This window comes from Leucobacter sp. NPDC015123 (assembly GCF_043080205.1).
Classification (GTDB): Bacteria; Actinomycetota; Actinomycetes; order Actinomycetales; family Microbacteriaceae; genus Leucobacter; species Leucobacter aridicollis_A.
In genome coordinates, this window is record NZ_JBIBVH010000002.1 from 573923 (window position 1) to 588862 (window position 14940).

At 65.3% G+C, this 14940-nt stretch carries 12 protein-coding genes; 2 read left to right on the plus strand and 10 right to left on the minus strand.

The window, feature by feature from the left end; all coding sequences use genetic code 11:
* Nucleotides 1-26: 26 nt before the first annotated feature.
* The gene (locus tag ACF07D_RS06410; protein ID WP_391504316.1) at nt 27-1577 is read left to right on the plus strand and encodes a class I adenylate-forming enzyme family protein; all 1551 of its coding nucleotides are present in this window, start codon (nt 27-29) and stop codon (nt 1575-1577) included.
* Between the two features lie 110 nt (nt 1578-1687).
* Here the strand turns inward: ACF07D_RS06410 and ACF07D_RS06415 are convergent, their stop codons facing one another.
* The 10 genes from ACF07D_RS06415 to ACF07D_RS06460 form a co-directional block, all read right to left on the minus strand.
* Entirely contained in the window at nt 1688-2887 is a 1200-nt protein-coding gene (locus ACF07D_RS06415) for an Rv2578c family radical SAM protein (RefSeq protein ID WP_391504317.1), read from the minus strand.
* A 40-nt stretch (nt 2888-2927) separates the two neighbouring features.
* Nucleotides 2928-4838 (minus strand): heavy metal translocating P-type ATPase, encoded by a 1911-nt coding sequence (locus tag ACF07D_RS06420; protein ID WP_391504318.1) that lies wholly within the window; start codon nt 4836-4838, stop codon nt 2928-2930.
* Nucleotides 4839-5027: 189 nt separating this feature from the next.
* A complete protein-coding gene (locus ACF07D_RS06425) occupies nt 5028-6263 on the minus strand; it encodes an alpha-hydroxy-acid oxidizing protein (RefSeq protein ID WP_391504319.1) in 1236 nt (411 codons plus the stop codon).
* 36 nt (nt 6264-6299) lie between these two features.
* Nucleotides 6300-7613, minus strand: coding sequence for an enolase C-terminal domain-like protein (locus ACF07D_RS06430; protein ID WP_119282582.1), 1314 nt, complete (start codon nt 7611-7613; stop codon nt 6300-6302).
* Between the two features lie 59 nt (nt 7614-7672).
* Nucleotides 7673-8479: an enoyl-CoA hydratase/isomerase family protein gene (locus ACF07D_RS06435; RefSeq protein ID WP_391504320.1), complete on the minus strand. Its 807-nt coding sequence runs from the start codon at nt 8477-8479 to the stop codon at nt 7673-7675.
* A 10-nt stretch (nt 8480-8489) separates the two neighbouring features.
* Nucleotides 8490-9620 (minus strand): hypothetical protein, encoded by a 1131-nt coding sequence (locus tag ACF07D_RS06440; RefSeq protein ID WP_391504321.1) that lies wholly within the window; start codon nt 9618-9620, stop codon nt 8490-8492.
* On the minus strand, nt 9617-10843 hold the full coding sequence (locus ACF07D_RS06445) for a CaiB/BaiF CoA-transferase family protein (RefSeq protein WP_119282579.1): 1227 nt from the start codon (nt 10841-10843) through the stop codon (nt 9617-9619). The genes ACF07D_RS06440 and ACF07D_RS06445 overlap by 4 nt, the downstream gene beginning before the upstream one ends.
* Entirely contained in the window at nt 10840-11955 is a 1116-nt protein-coding gene (locus tag ACF07D_RS06450) for a Gfo/Idh/MocA family protein (RefSeq protein ID WP_391504322.1), read from the minus strand. The genes ACF07D_RS06445 and ACF07D_RS06450 overlap by 4 nt, the downstream gene beginning before the upstream one ends.
* Nucleotides 11952-12914 carry an MBL fold metallo-hydrolase gene (locus tag ACF07D_RS06455; RefSeq protein WP_391504323.1) on the minus strand — a complete coding sequence of 321 codons (963 nt, stop codon included), beginning with the start codon at nt 12912-12914 and terminating at the stop codon, nt 11952-11954. The genes ACF07D_RS06450 and ACF07D_RS06455 overlap by 4 nt, the downstream gene beginning before the upstream one ends.
* Before the next feature lie 2 nt (nt 12915-12916).
* Entirely contained in the window at nt 12917-14068 is a 1152-nt protein-coding gene (locus tag ACF07D_RS06460; RefSeq protein WP_119282576.1) for a mandelate racemase/muconate lactonizing enzyme family protein, read from the minus strand.
* A 116-nt stretch (nt 14069-14184) separates the two neighbouring features.
* On the opposite strand from ACF07D_RS06460, the gene ACF07D_RS06465 reads away from it, so the two are divergent.
* Nucleotides 14185-14928 (plus strand): FadR/GntR family transcriptional regulator, encoded by a 744-nt coding sequence (locus ACF07D_RS06465; RefSeq protein ID WP_255808567.1) that lies wholly within the window; start codon nt 14185-14187, stop codon nt 14926-14928.
* Nucleotides 14929-14940 lie beyond the last annotated feature (12 nt).

Consider the following 14940-nt stretch of genomic DNA (forward strand, 5'->3'; position numbering starts at 1 on the left):
CACCGTCGTTGACCTAGGAGGACCAGATGGATCTCAGCAGCATGCTCGAAAGCACCGCGAGAAAGTTTCCGCACAAGGAGGCAATCGTCGCGGCCGACCGCCGCTACACGTTCACCGAACTCGTCGAACACTCGCGACGCGCTGCACGCGTCTTCCGAGACGCAGGCTTGACGCGCGGAGCATACGTGCCAGTCATCACACTCAACACCCCCGGATTCGTCTTTGCGGCGTTCGGGCTGTGGCGCGCGGGCATGGCTCTCGCGCCCGTCAACCATAAACTCACGGCCCCCGAGCTGCGATTCCTCATCTCGCACTGCGGCGCCGAGGTCGGGGTCGTCGATGCGACGCTCCTCGAGACGGCGCGCCAGGCGGCTCCTAGCGTGCGCTGGCTCGTCACCGAAGCCGAAAGCTTCCCGGAGATTGATGTCGAACCCGGCAACGACTTCGACGCGCTCGTCGCGGCTGCCGAGCCGTGGGACGGCGTCGCCGTCAGCGAAACCGAAACCGCCGAGCTGCTATACACCTCCGGCACCACGAGCGACCCCAAGGGGTGCATTCACTCACACCGCGGCATCACGACTGTCGCCGCGTACTGCGCGATCAGCGGCGGGCTGCAGACATCAGACCGGTTTCTGATCGCGATGCCCATTTGGCACTCGTCCCCTCTCAACAACTGGTTCCTCCCAATGATGTTGCTCGGCGGCACGGCGGTACTGCTGCGCGAGTACCATCCAATCGAGTTCCTGCGAACCATCGAGCAAGAACGGGTCACCGCCTTCTTCGGTCCGGCGATTGCCTACCTTGCGCCGCTCCAAGCGACGAAGGCGGCCGGAATCAAGTGGGACGCATTCGACCTCTCGAGTGCACGCATCTGGTTTGCTGGCGGCGCTCCAATCGGCAAGGACACCATGCAAACGATGCGCGCAGCATACCCGTCGGGTGGCTTCCAACAGGTCTACGGAATGAGCGAGATGGGGCCCGTCGGCACGGTCCTCCGCCCAGAGGATCAGGAGCGCAAGGCAGGCTCCGTCGGTCACGCCGGCATGCCGGGCGTCGACATCCGCGTCGTCACGCGCGAGGGCCGCGATGCACTGCCAGGCGAAACCGGCGAGATCTGGATGCGATCGGACACGCGCATGGTCGGTTACCTCGGCAATGACGAGGCCACCGCACAGGCTTTCGAGGGCGACTGGTACAAGTCAGGCGACCTCGCGCGACTCGACGACGACGGCTACCTCTTTATCGCCGACCGCATCAACGACATGATCATCTCGGGCGGCGAAAACGTATACACACTCGAGGTCGAAAACGCGGTGCGCGAGCACCCGGGCGTCGCCGACATCGCCGTGGTGTCGAAGCCACACCCCGAGTGGGGCGAGACCGTCGTCGCAGTTGTCGTTCCAACGGCAGACGGCGGGCCCACGCTCGAAGAACTGCGCGAGTTTCTCGGCGCACGTCTCGCACGCTACAAGGTGCCCCGCGACCTTGTAGTGATCGACACGCTCCCGCGTAACCCCTCCGGCAAGGTGCTCAAACACAGGCTTCGCGCCCTCGTACGGGAGGGCGTCGCGGCGTAGCGCACAGTGCCGCGGCAACCCAGCAGGCACAGTCGGGCTCGGGCTCGGGCTCGGGCTCGGGCTCGGGCTCGGGCTCGGGCTCGGGCCAGCAACCCACACGTCGGCTTGGCTCAGAACAGCGTCGGCGCTGGGGCACCTGGCACTTCATCCCACAGGGGCAACGCCGCGCTTTCGCCGGTGCTCGGCAGCTGTCGCGCGCCACGCCTTGCACGTGCGCCTACAGCGGGTTCCGACTCCCCTGTCGGAGCCCGCGCGCCGGCCGCAGTGATGGGCGGGTACGGGTCGCGGCTACGCCTCGCGTTCCCCGTGAACTCGAGTCCGTACTTGCGAATGAGCGGCCGGATTCGGCCTGCGAGCTCTAGCCTGTACGCCTGCGTCGCCTTGCTCGACGACCCCGGATAGAGCCGGTGGTAAACGGGCACAAGATCTGGATACTCACGCCCAAGCCAGGCGAAGAACCAGGGCCTTACCGCCGACCGCAGGTGCAGTGCCCCGTACATGACCGAACGCGCGCCCGCCTCTCGGATGTTACGTAGCAGCGGCTCGAGGCTGCCGACGGAGTCAGTGAGATATGGCAACACTGGCATCACAAAGACGTCGACCTCAAGTCCCGCGGCGCGCGCTGCCGCAACAGTGTCGAGGCGGGCCCTCGTCGTCGGGGTCCCTGGTTCAATCGACTGCTGCAGGGCGTTGTCTCCAACCGCGATCGACATGGCGAGCTCGACAGGAACACGCGTCGACGCCTCCGCGAGCAGCGGCACGTCCCTGCGAAGCAGCGTGCCCTTGGTGAGAATCGAGATAGGGGTCTCACGGGCTGCGAGCGCCTCGATAATCCCAGGAAGCAGCGCATACCGACCCTCGGCCCGCTGATAGGGGTCGGTGTTCGTGCCGAGGGCGACCATCTCGCGCCGCCACGACGGCCTGGCAAGTTCGCGCCCCAGCACCTCTGCCACGTTCACCTTCACGACAATCTGCGAGTCGAAATCGGCGCCAGCATCGAAGTCGAGATACTGATGCGAGCCGCGCGCGAAACAGTAGACGCAGGCGTGCGAGCAACCACGGTAGGGATTAATCGTCCAGGCAAATGGCATCGACGACCCCTGGGGCACCCGATTGAGGGCGCTCTTTGCGAGCACCTCGTGAAAGACCATGCCCGCGAACTCGGGCGCCCGAGTGGTACGCAAGTGGCCAGGGATCGCCGCAACCTCGGCGAGCTCCAAACCGGGCAGCGCGGCCGCGACCGAGCCGCCTGCGTTCGCCTGTGCGGCGCCGATCCTGATTGACCCGGCGCTCTGTCCGCTCCACCTCATGGATTCATTCGAACATATGTTCGAATGAATCGCAAGTGGGTTAGCCCACTCGCCCGGCTCCGGAGTCTGGGGAGGTCCGGCGCTTCCCACGGATCGCGCGGAGCGCCCACAGGATCGCAACCAAGTCGACAACCTCCTGCATCCACGCGCCAACAATCGCGGGGAGGAACCCGAACGCAGCGACGAGCATCAGACCGACACTCACTGCGATGCCCATCCAGATGCTCTCGAGAGCGATGCGTACCGTGTCCTTGCCAATCCGCACCGCCTCCCCGACTCCATCGATCCTGTCGAAACGGTTTACCACGTCGGCCGACTCGCTTGCCGCCGTCGAACCGCGCGCGCCCATGGCGAAGCCAACGTCGGCCGCAGCAAGCACGGGGGCGTCGTTGAGCCCGTCACCCACCATGATGAGGGGCCGTGGTTGAAGCTCACTGGCGATCCGAACTTTGTCGGCCGGACTGCACTCGGCATACACCTCATCGATACCGGCCTGCGCAGCCATCGCATTCGCGGTCGCCGGGACATCGCCCGTGACCATCGCGAATCGTTCGACTCCGAGCCCGCGAAGCTCGCGCAACACCTCAGGCGCCTCCGGCCGCAACTCGTCACGCATGACGAGCGTGCCGAGGAAGCGGTCGTCGAGCGCGACGTAGATCGCAAGCTCACCCGCGTCGAGCGCTGTCACCCGCAAATCAGGCGCCGCCTGGGCAACCCAACTCGGTTTGCCGACGCGCACCGTCCCCGCAGCGACGACTGCCTCGACACCGTTCGTCGCACTCTCCGCGGCCGATTCGACGGGAAGGAGCGCGATGCCGCGCGCCTTCACTGCTCCGACGACCGCGCTCGCGAGCACGTGCGAGGAGTACACCTCGGCGCTTGCGGCGAGCTGCAGCAGCTCCTCCTCTGACACGCCGGCGGCCGGGCGAACGTCACGCGGTTCTGGCTTGCCCGTCGTGAGCGTGCCCGTCTTGTCGAAGGCCGCCGAGCGCACCTTCGCGAGCTGCTCGAGCGTGCCGCCGCCCTTCACAATCAGCCCACTCTTCGCCGCCCGGCTCATGCCGCCAAGGAACGCGACTGGCGCCGCAATGAGCAGCGGACACGGCGTCGCGACGACGAGCACCTCGGCGAATCGAACGGGGTCGCCGCTCACAAGCCACGCTGCTCCGGCGATCACCAACGCGACGATCGTGAACGGAAGCGCGTACCTGTCGGCGAGCCGGACCGTCTTCGCACGGCTTCCCTGCGCCTGCTCAACGAGGTCGACGATCTGCTGATACTTGCTGTCTTTCGAGGTCGCGGCAGCGCGCATCGTGATCGCTGTTGATCCATTCACGACGCCGCTCGCGACGCGCTCATCGGCGGCACGCAGCACGGGAAGACTCTCGCCCGTGAGCGAAGACTCGTCAAACTCGGCGGAGCCACCGAGCAGGATCGCGTCGACAGGGACAAGCTCTCCAGGCCGCACGAGCAGGTGATCACCGACATTGATCTCGCTGACGGGAACAGTCTCGGTGCGCTCTCCCTCCGCGACGCCAGCTGGAACTCCAGAACCGGATGCCGCCGGGGCGAGGAGCAGCCTGGTGGCCTGCTGCGGCGCACGCTTCAGCAGGGCCGTGAGTTCTTGTTTCGACCTGTTCTCGGCGTAGTCCTCGAGGGCCTCGCCGCCAGTAATCATGAGGACGACAATGAGCGCCGCCCACGGTTCGCCGACGCTCACTGCCGCCACGATGGCAATGACCGCGAGGATATCCAGCCCGGCATGACCCCGGAGGAGCTGCCGCACCATCTCGTACGCCTGCCACGCGGCGATCACTAGCGCGTAGCCGCCGACAAGCCACGGGGCGGAGTCACGCCATGGCGTCGCAAGCAGCGCGAGGCCCACAGCACCGACAATGAGGGTCAACACGACTGCTGGATACGCCTTCGCACCGCGCACGATGAAGTTCATAGCCCCATCCTGCTACCTCCAGGCAAACTCGGGCAATATGTGTGCGCGAAGTGTTCGGGCACCCCTGCTCCTTCGGCCGCTCCGCTCGCGCCCTTTCCCCCATTTTTCGCCGCACCCCAATTCCCGGGGGACTTTGGGAGCGCAGAGGAAAACTGGGTGGGTCGAGATCGCGCCGACGGCGCGGGAAGCCTACTGGCCGCGTGGAATCAGGCGCTGCAGCTGCGTCACGTCCGCCGGGGTGAGCTCTTCGAGCGACTTCACCTCGAGCAGCTTCATCGTGCGCACGATCTGGTCGGAGAGGATCGCGATCATGCGATCCACCCCCTCGCGCCCGCCCGCCATGAGGCCGTAGAGATAGGCGCGCCCGACGAGCGTGAACTTCGCGCCCATCGCGATCGAGGCGACAATGTCAGCGCCGTTCATGATGCCTGTGTCGATCGCGATCTCGGTGTGGTGACCCACCTCGCGGGCGACCTCAGGCAGCAGGTGGAACGGGATCGGCGCGCGGTCAAGCTGGCGCCCACCGTGGTTCGACAGGATGATGCCGTCGACGCCGAGGTCGACGAGCTTTTTCGAGTCCTCGACGTTCTGCACGCCCTTCACGACGAGCTTGCCGGGCCACATCGAGCGGATGATGTCGAGGTCTTCGAATGAGATTGACGGGTCCATCGCAGAGTCGAGCAGTTCGCCTACGGTGCCGCCTGTCGACGAGAGCGATGCGAACTCGAGCTTCTTGGTTGTGAGGAAGTCCCACCACCACCACGGGCGGGGGATCGCGTTCGCGATTGTGCCGAGCGATAGCTGCGGCGGGATGGAGAAGCCGTTGCGTGCGTCGCGCAGCCTGGCGCCGGCGACTGGCGTATCGACGGTAAACATGAGGGTGTCGAACCCAGCTGCCGCGGCACGCTCGACGAGACCGTAAGAAATCTCACGCTGCCGCATCACGTAGAGCTGGAACCAGTTGCGGCCGTTCGGGTTCGTCGCCTTCACGTCTTCGATCGAGGTGGTGCCGAGCGTCGACAGCGTGAATGGGATGCCGGCGGCAGCTGCCGCGCCAGCGCCGGCGATCTCACCTTCGGTCTGCATCAGCCGCGTGAACCCTGTCGGCGCAATGCCGAAGGGCATCGCTGATTCGCCACCGAAGATCTGCGCGCGGGTGTCGACAGTCGAGACGTCTTTCAGAATCGAGGGGTGAAACTCGATGTCTTCAAACGCCTGTCGAGCACGACTGAGCGACAGTTCTCCCTCTGCTGAGCCGTCGGTGTAGTCGAAGGCCGCCTTTGGGGTGCGCCGCTTCGCGATGCGCTGCAGATCGTAGATCGTGAGCGCGCCATCGAGTCGGCGCTTCTTCCCGTTGAGTTCAGGTTTCTTGAACTTCATGAGATCGAGGATCTCTGTAGGGCGCGGGAACTGTCTCTGTACCACTTTGCGCAGCCTTCCTATTGTCGAAATGAATTGGGGTTAGATGCGGCCTGAAGCCCGCAACTCCACCCACCCAGCACCACCAGGGAACACCCACCGATCACGCGACGCCTCAAGCATCTCAGCACCCGTCCCAGCCATCACGGGAGCAACATAACTCCCATCAACCACCCGAGCAGGCTCAACAAAGTGCTCATGCAGGTGATCAACAAACTCAACCCGCTTCCACCCAATCTCGCCAGTCAACGACGCGTAATCAAAGAACGAGTAATGCTGCACCAACTCGCACAACCCCACACCACCAGCGTGGGGGCACACAGGCACACCAAACTTCTTCGCCATCACCAAAATCGCAAGATTCTCATTCACCCCAGCAACACGCGTCGAATCAAGCTGCAACACGTCAAGCGACCCAGCCTGCAACATCTGCTTAAAGATGATCCGGTTCATCACCGCCTCACCAGTGGCAACCTTGATCGGAGCAACTCCTCGACGAATATCAGCGTGGCCAAGCACATCATCAGTGCTCGTTGGCTCCTCGATCCAGAACGGATCAAACTCAGAAAGCGCGTTCGTCCACGCGATCGCCTCGTCAACCTCCCACCGCTGGTTCGCATCGATCGAGATCCGAATGTCCGGACCCACCGCCTCACGCGCAAGACGCATCCTACGCACGTCATCTTCAAGGCTCGTGCCAACCTTCAGCTTGATCATGTCGTACCCGGCAGCAACCGCTTCCTTCGACAACCGCACAAGCTTCTCGTCCGAGTACCCCAGCCAACCAGGCGTCGTCGTGTAAGCGGGATGCCCATTCGCGGCAAGCTCAGCCAGCCGTTCAGCTTTCCCAGCCTCACCCGCCCGCAAGATCTCGAGCGCCTCGTCAGGCGTCAACGCATTCTGAATGTGCGTGAAATCAATCGCCGAAACAATCTCTTCCGGGCTCATCTCGGCAAGCAGCCGCCACAGCGGCTTCCCCTCGCGCTTCGCCCGCACATCCCACAACGTGTTAATGACCGCGCCGGCAGCCATGTGCGAAACACCCTTCTCCGGGCCAAGCCACCTGAGCTGCGAATCATGCACGAGCCGCTTCGCCGCAGCCCCCAAATCATTCACCAGATCATCAAGCTCAAGCCCAACAAGCCTGGCACCGTAACTCTCGATCGCTTTCGCAACGATCTCGTTTCCACGCCCAGCAGTAAACACGAGACCATACCCGCGCTCACCGTTATCGGCCTCAAGCACCGCATACGCAGCCGAGTAATCAGGATCAACATTGACAGCGTCAGAACCGTCAAGCTCAAGCGAAGTAGGAAAGCGCACATCGTAGCTACGCACCGAAGTAATAACAGGCATGTTCAGAATCCTATACGACCTTGCAATTTCCTACACGATTAATTGCGACGCTGCTGTGTTTAGCGACGCGAGAACACTCCCTGGCGTTTTTCTGCGAACGCGCGACGCCCTTCAGCGGCATCCTCTGTCGCGAATGTCACGGTCTGCAGCTCACGCTCGAAGCGCACCGCTTCCTCCTGCGGCAGGTTCGCGGCAGCGCGCAGGTTCGCCTTCGCAGTTTCTGCGGCGATCGGCGGGCGCGACGCGATCGTTGCCGCGAGCTCGCTCGCGCGCGCGAGCAGCCCGTCGGCCGGCAGCACCTCGGTCACGAGCCCCCACGCGAGGGCACGCGCAGCGTCGATCGAGTCGCCGGTAAGGAGCATCGTGGCCGCGTTCGACTGTCCGATCGAGGCGGCGAGAAACGCACTCATGCCTCCGCCGCCGATCCAGCCGAGCTTGATCTCGGGGGCCGCGAACGTCGCCGCCTCCGAAGCGAGTCGAATGTCGCACGACAGCGCAGTCTCGAGGCCGCCACCGAGCGCGTAGCCGTTCACCGCGGCGATGATCGGTTTGCGGCTCTCGCGCAGCGCATCGCAGTAGTCTCGGCGGTTGCGAAAGTCCCACGGTGTCGCGTACGTGTCGAGGGTGCGAATGTCGCTGCCGGCGCTGAAGGCGCGTTCGCCGGCGCCCGTGAGGATGATCACGCGCACGTTCGGGTCGTCGTTGAGCTCGTGGATGATGCGCTCGAGGTCAGCGCTCATCGCAGGGGTCACGGCATTGAGCTTGTTGGGCCTGTCGAGAGTGATCGTCGCGACGTGGCCGTCAATATCGAGGCCAATGCGCCCATCTATCGTTTCGCCTGCCGCGGCATGGGTGGAGAGAGTCATCGCAAAGTCCTTAGGTCTGGGGTTGGAGCGGGGGAATTGTGACGCCCGCCAGGGTACGTGCATACTCGCCCTGCACCGCGCGCCAGGCACCCGCGGCGTCGGCGGCGGCGACGTGTTCGCGCAGCAGCCCTGAGGCGGTCGCCTGAAACGCGGTGAAGCCGGGAAGACGCGGCCGCACCCACGATTCGTCGAGCGTGCGCCGCGTCGCGGTGTAGAAGTCACCGGCAGCTCGGTTCACCTCGGCGTTATTCCAGGCCGCCCCATTCGAGGGTTGGCCTGAGTGCTCGGGGATGAGCGTTGCTTGAGTGAGGGGGTGCATGAGCCAGCTGAGCAGAGCGACGAGCTGCGGGTCTGGCGTCGTGCGGGCCGAGATGGCGAGCCCCGTGCCACCGATGACTGAGCCGATGCGACCGCCCGGCCCTTCGGGGGCGTCGCCGAATGCGAGCGACCCGGGCCCCGAGGCGTAGTTCACATAGCCGTAGACGAGTGGCACGTATGCCACGTCGCGCTCCGCGCGCATGCGCTCGAGCAGTTGAATCGGGTTGAGCTCGGCCGTGCCTGAGGGCGCGGTCCGCGACAGCTCGATGAGGATCTGCGCGGCCTCGACCCCCACCCGCTCAGACACGAGTTCGCCGGCGCCGTCGACCGCGGGCTCCTCACCGAGGGCGACGCAGATCGACAGGTAGCTGAGCATCGCGTGTGGGCCCGCAAGGTTCGGGGCAACAGGCTCGCGCCGTGCGAGCCGAAGCACGTCGTCCCATGTGCGGGGCACCTCAGCGACCCGCTCAGGCAGGCGCGCAGACACCTGGCTCGCGGCGTCGAGCGGCAGCGCCCACGTCTTGCCGTGCGCCTCGTAGGAGGCAAGGCTCGGCCCGACGGCGTCGGCCGAGACCCGCTCGATCTCGGCGGCGCCTAGCCACGACTCGACCGGGCTGAGCGCGCCGCCAGCGAGCGCGTCGCCGAGGTGCGGGTGGTCAATCACGAGCACGTCGTAGCGGGCGGCGAGATCCTCAATCGGGCTCGACTCAAAGCCCTCAAGGGAGTGCACGTCCCACTCGATGAGCCCCGGAGCCGCGAGCGCCGCACGCTCGAGCGCCGCGCGCCCGCGCGGGTGATCCCAGGTGAGCCCGCGATATGTCACGCGGTTACTCCGGCGGGAAGCAGCGTCTCAGCAACCGTGCCCTGCGCGATCAGCGCGTCGATGCGGTCCTCCGCGATGCCCACCTCGGCAAGCACTTCACGCGAATGCTCCCCCACAAGCGGCGCGCCACGGGTGATGCGCGCGGGAGTGCGGTCAAAGCGGTACGGAAAGCCGGGCGTGCGGACAGTGCCCTCGGTCGGGTGCTCGTATTCGACGAAGGTGCCGTTGTGCGCGATTTGCGGATCGTTCACGAGATCCTCGTAGCCATACACCGGGCCGACCCAAATGCCTGCCGCACCGAGTTTTTCGAGCCAGTGCTCGCTCGTCTCGAGCGCGAGTCGCTCCTGCACCCCGCGGTACATCTCGTCGCGCTTCGTCCACCCCTCGACCTCGCCGCTCCAGCCCACAAAGCCTGGTTCGCCGATGAGCTCACCAAGCACCGCTGGCTCGGCGAACGCGAGGGCGATGAAGCCGTCGGCGGTCTTGAAGATGCCGTACGGGGCGCGAATGTAGCTGTGCGCGTGCGGCTCCGCGGAGCGGGCCTGCGGCACACCGCCGACCGTATACACCGAGAGCTCCTGCATCTGCAGCGTCGTCAGCGCATCGAGCATGTTCACCGTCACGAGCTGACCTTCACCTGTGCGCTCGCGGTGCAGGAGCGCGGCGAGCACACCCTCGAAGGCGGTCGACGCAGTGATGGCGTCGGCGAGGAACTGGCCGGCGGGCGTCGGTGGCTCACCCTCGCGGCCCGCGGAGAGCAGCGCGCCGCTCATCGCCTGCAGCAACAGGTCCTGGCCAGGACGGTCGCGGTACGGGCCGTCCTCGCCGTAGCCCGAGATCGAAACGTAGACGATCCCAGGGTTCACGGCGCGCAGCGACTCGTAGTCGACGCCGAGTCGGCCGGCGACACCAGGCCGGTAATTCTGCAGAAACACGTCGGCCTCGGCGACGAGGGCGAGGAGCGCCTCGCGCCCCTCCTGCGCTTTGAGGTCAAGCGCGACCGACCGCTTGTTGCGGTTGAGTGACAGGAACGAAACATTGATTTCGTTCCCCGGGGCTCCCCCGGCCGCGGTGTGCCGCTGCCATTCGCCTGAGGTCGGCTCGACTTTGATGACATCGGCGCCGAGATCGCCGAGTCGCTGGGCCGCGAAGGGGCCAGCCATGGCGATCGAGCAGTCGAGCACACGGTAGCCAGCAAGCACTGCTGGTGCAGGGGTGGTCATGATGTTGTCCTCCGGGATGGGGTGAGTGCCTCGTGCAGCGGCGGGAGCAGTATCTCGGCGCCGCCAGCGGCGGCCGAGCGGTGCATGGCGTCGATGAGTTCGACAGAGCGCGCGGCAACGCGGGCGTCTGAGTGGTTCTCGGTCTCGCGGCCAGTGAGCAGGTCGACAAAGCGCGCAGGCGGGGCGAGGCACTCGTAGCCCCCTGCTCCGGGCTCGATGTCGAGGTCCCACCGCTTCCCGTCGTAGCGGTGCAGCGACACCCGCTCGCGCTCAGTGTCGAGCATGAGCACACCTTCTGAACCGAAAACGCGGATGTCGACCTGGTAGGGATCCTCGTCGGGAAGCGTCGCGGCTCCCGACAGCGCACCGAGCGCGCCGCCCTCAAACCCGAGCACCGCCGAGTTGAACAGATCGACCGCCGCTCCTGGCGCCGTCATCTTCGAGATGACGCTCTCGGCGCGCAGCCCGGTCAGCCAGAACAGCAGCGCGCTCGAGTGGGTGACCTGGCCGTGCGCGTAGCCGCCGCCGCGCTCGGGCGACTGCCATGTGCTCGCCTGCGGGCCCGCGGTGTTCGAGTCCCACCGGCTGCGAATATCGTCGGGGTTGCCTGCGAAGAGCCCGCGCGTCGGCGAAGCCATGTGGCACAGCACGTGCTGAATCTCGCCAAGGTGACCGGCGTCGACGAGGCGCTTCGCCGCGATCGTGAACGGCTTATAGTTCCACCCGTACGGCACGAGCACATGCGTGCCGGCCGCTTCGCTTCTGCGCACGAGCTCCCACGCGCTCGCTGCGTCGAGGCTCACGGGCTTTTCGACTTGGACGTGAAGTCCGCGGTCGATTGCCCGGAGGGCATGCTCGACGTGCAGATCATGCGGGGTCGTAATCACGACACCGTCGAGGTCTGCGTCAAGCAGCTCGTCGTAGTCCTCAGTCGCGAAGCCGAATCCGAACTCATCTCGCACGGCGCCGAGCGTCGGCCCCTGGCCGCACACACCCACAAGCTCGACATCGTCGCGCGCTGCATAGATCGGGAAGTGGTTACTTGTCGCCCACCAACCAGCGCCGATCGCACCGATTCTCGCTTTGCGCCCCGCGGGCAGCGCCGCGCTCATCGCGCGAGCTCCCAGTGACGCCTGCCGTCGCGCATCAGTTCGCGCACAATGCCACGATCCCGGAGCCGCTCGAGGTTTCCAGTGACCGGGAAAATCGAGTAGTCGAGGGCTGCTGCGGCCCATGGCCCGAGCGCCGCGCCTGCCGCTCGAATGACAGTGAGCGTGGACGCAGGCTCGGCAGCTGTGTCGAGGGCCGCGAGGATCGCGCCGTCGACCTCAGCAACATAGTGTTCGCTATCGTCGAGAAACTCAGCTACCGCCTTGCCTTCGTACACAGGGTAGTGCGCGGTCAGAAGCAGATCCGCGTCAAAACCACGCACCTTGGCAATCGTCTGGAGATAGTCATCCGTGTCCCGGTAGGTGGGTGGGAACGCAGGAGCTCCGCTCGCTGTTGGAACAGTCCGGCCAAGCACTGCGTCGCTGATCGCGAGCGCTTTGTTGTGCTCGTCCCAGAGCGCGAGGTGACCGGGGCTGTGCCCTGGCACGTGAACCACTCGAACGCTGCGGCCGCCAAGGTCGAACTCTTCACCGCCGCGTAGCTCCCCATCGAGCGCCACGAGATCACTGTCAGCACGCACTGCAGCTGTCGTCGCGGGCGGGTCATCAAACCCATCGACCGCGGCAAACTCGCCGTAGCGTTCGGCGATGAGAAGCTCGACGTCTTCGGTCAGCGCACGATCGAGACCGTGCGCGAGCAGTGTGACGCCCGGAATGGCGTCACGAAGCGCGCCGTTGCCTCCCGTGTGGTCGAAGTCACAGTGGCTGTTGATCGCCCAACGAATGCTGCTCGGATCAATGCCGTCTGCAGCGAGCGCTGGGAGCAGGGTGCCGGTGACTGAGTCGCGGACTCCCGTGTCGAACAGCAGCGCGGCGTCGGTGCCAATGAAAAGGTAGAGCGCAACAAACCGCTCTCCAAGTGGGGCGACGTAGCGGTGCAGCCCTGGCCGAATTTCACTCATCGCTACCGCTCCGTTCCGTCAAGAATGAGGCGAAGGCCCGCCCGCTCCGGGCGCATGTGCGGGCCGGCTGGATTACTCCATCCCTCACCGGTTGCGGCCGCGGCGATGCTCTCCTCATCGATGGTGATGCCTGAGCCGGGGGCGTCGCTCAGAATGATTCCGCCGTCGTGGAACTCATGGTCGACCGCAAGGCCTGGCGCGAACACTGTGTCTTGCACTTCGGTCGTGAGGTGATTTGGCACGGCGGCAGCAGCGGCGGCAACCGCTGGATTGGCGTTGTAGCCGACGATGCTCACCGGAATATCGTGCGCGTCTGCGGCGAGCGCGAGCCTCAGGAAGTGGGTGATGCCCCAGACCGCGCCCGCCTGGGCGATATCTGGCGCCCCCGCGTCGAAGAATGGCCTGAACTGGTCGATTCCAGTGAGGTTTTCGCCTGTGGCGACTGCTGAGCGCACCTGCGAGGAGAGTCGGGCGTGGCCGGCGACGTCCCAGCGGCGCACTGGTTCTTCGATCCAGAGCAGGTCGTGGCGCTCCTCGATAGCGGAGATGTAACGCACAGCCTGCTTGGGCTGCCAGGACTCGTTCGCGTCGAGCATCAGGCCGGGCCGGCTCGTGTGCGCTGAGAGCGCATCGGCCATGATCTGTAGCCGCCTGAGGTCCGCGTCAAGGTCGAGCCCGCCCTTGAGCTTGCCGGCGACGTAGCCGCGCTCAGCGTACCCGGCGTAGAGATCGGCGAGCTGCTCGTCTGGTAGGGCGATGTCGAGCCCGGATGCGTATCCCGGCACGAACCGATCGCGCCCACCGAGAAGTCGCCAGAGGGGCTCGTTCGCCGCCTTTGCTTTGATATCCCAGAGCGCCGCGTCGAGAGTCGCGATTCCCCCGTAGGTTGCGCCGGAGTGGCCTGATTTGAATACCTGCGCGACCATCCTGTCGAACAGCGAGCCCACGCTGCGGGGGTCTTCTCCGAGGATCGCGGGGAAGATCCTCTCGAGGTCTGCGTGCGAGCCGACGCCGACGCCCTCGATGCCTGCATCGGTCTCAACGATCACAATCGGGGATTCGGTGACGGCCGGGTTGATGTGCCCGTTTGCGTCCCCGATGGGCCGCTGCCAATCGTGGCGCGTGTGCAGGGTCCTGTACCCGGTGATCTTCATATCGTCCTTGATGCCGCTCGATTACACTTAACATACATCATACGACTTATGAGTCACTTTGGCGAGCCCAGCTCGCCTTGCGTCATACGTCGCACCTTTATCGCTAGACTCGCCCCATGCCCCCGCTTCCCCAGCAGCCCAAGACTCTCGGTGCTCCGCGCACCCCGACGGCACGGTTCGGCACGATCGTCGTACACGACCTCGTCACAGCAATCGTCGTCGGCGATTTCCAAGCTGGCGAACTGCTTCCAAGCGAGACAGAACTCTGCGACCACTTCGGCGTGAGTCGCACCGTGATCCGCGAGTCGATCAAGCGGCTCGAAGAGAAAGGGATGGTCTCGGTCGCTCAGGGACGGGGAACAGTCGTCACCGAGCAGCACGACTGGAACATCCTCGACAGAGTCGTGCTCACCGTGATGATCGAGAACGACGCTGAACTCGGCATCCTCGACGAGATCGCAACGGTCCGCGCTGAACTTGAGTCAGGTATGGCTGGCCGGGCCGCCGCCCGCAGGGACGATGCCGCTATCGGGGAACTCGTTGCAGCCCACGAACACCTCGAGGCGACAATCGCCGACGCCGAGGAATTCGCGGCGAGCGACGTCGAGTTCCACGCAGCTGTGATGGCCATCGCCGGCGACAGGCTCGCGCAGGGCATCGCCAGAACCCTCACGAGCCGCGCACGTGACAATGCCCGCTTTTACGGTGCCCCCGGGCCCGAGGCAATGCCCGCCACCGTCGAAGAGCACAAGCGCATCCTCGACGCCATCATTGCAGGCGATAGCGAGACAGCCGCCCGCGAAATGAACGATCACATTACCCAGGCCTGGGAACGCCGCCGGATCCCTGCAGGTAGTTAACTGCGGGAGCCG

Excerpts from the sequence above, each read along its gene's own strand:
- ACF07D_RS06410 (WP_391504316.1), top strand. The coding sequence starts at position 27 with ATGGATCTCAGCAGCATGCTCGAAAGCACCGCGAGAAAGTTTCCGCAC.
- ACF07D_RS06415 (WP_391504317.1), bottom strand. The coding sequence starts at position 2,887 with ATGAGGTGGAGCGGACAGAGCGCCGGGTCAATCAGGATCGGCGCCGCA.
- ACF07D_RS06420 (WP_391504318.1), bottom strand. The coding sequence starts at position 4,838 with ATGAACTTCATCGTGCGCGGTGCGAAGGCGTATCCAGCAGTCGTGTTG.
- ACF07D_RS06430 (WP_119282582.1), bottom strand. The coding sequence starts at position 7,613 with ATGCCTGTTATTACTTCGGTGCGTAGCTACGATGTGCGCTTTCCTACT.
- ACF07D_RS06435 (WP_391504320.1), bottom strand. The coding sequence starts at position 8,479 with ATGACTCTCTCCACCCATGCCGCGGCAGGCGAAACGATAGATGGGCGC.
- ACF07D_RS06445 (WP_119282579.1), bottom strand. The coding sequence starts at position 10,843 with ATGACCACCCCTGCACCAGCAGTGCTTGCTGGCTACCGTGTGCTCGAC.
- ACF07D_RS06450 (WP_391504322.1), bottom strand. The coding sequence starts at position 11,955 with ATGAGCGCGGCGCTGCCCGCGGGGCGCAAAGCGAGAATCGGTGCGATC.
- ACF07D_RS06455 (WP_391504323.1), bottom strand. The coding sequence starts at position 12,914 with ATGAGTGAAATTCGGCCAGGGCTGCACCGCTACGTCGCCCCACTTGGA.
- ACF07D_RS06460 (WP_119282576.1), bottom strand. The coding sequence starts at position 14,068 with ATGAAGATCACCGGGTACAGGACCCTGCACACGCGCCACGATTGGCAG.
- ACF07D_RS06465 (WP_255808567.1), top strand. The coding sequence starts at position 14,185 with ATGCCCCCGCTTCCCCAGCAGCCCAAGACTCTCGGTGCTCCGCGCACC.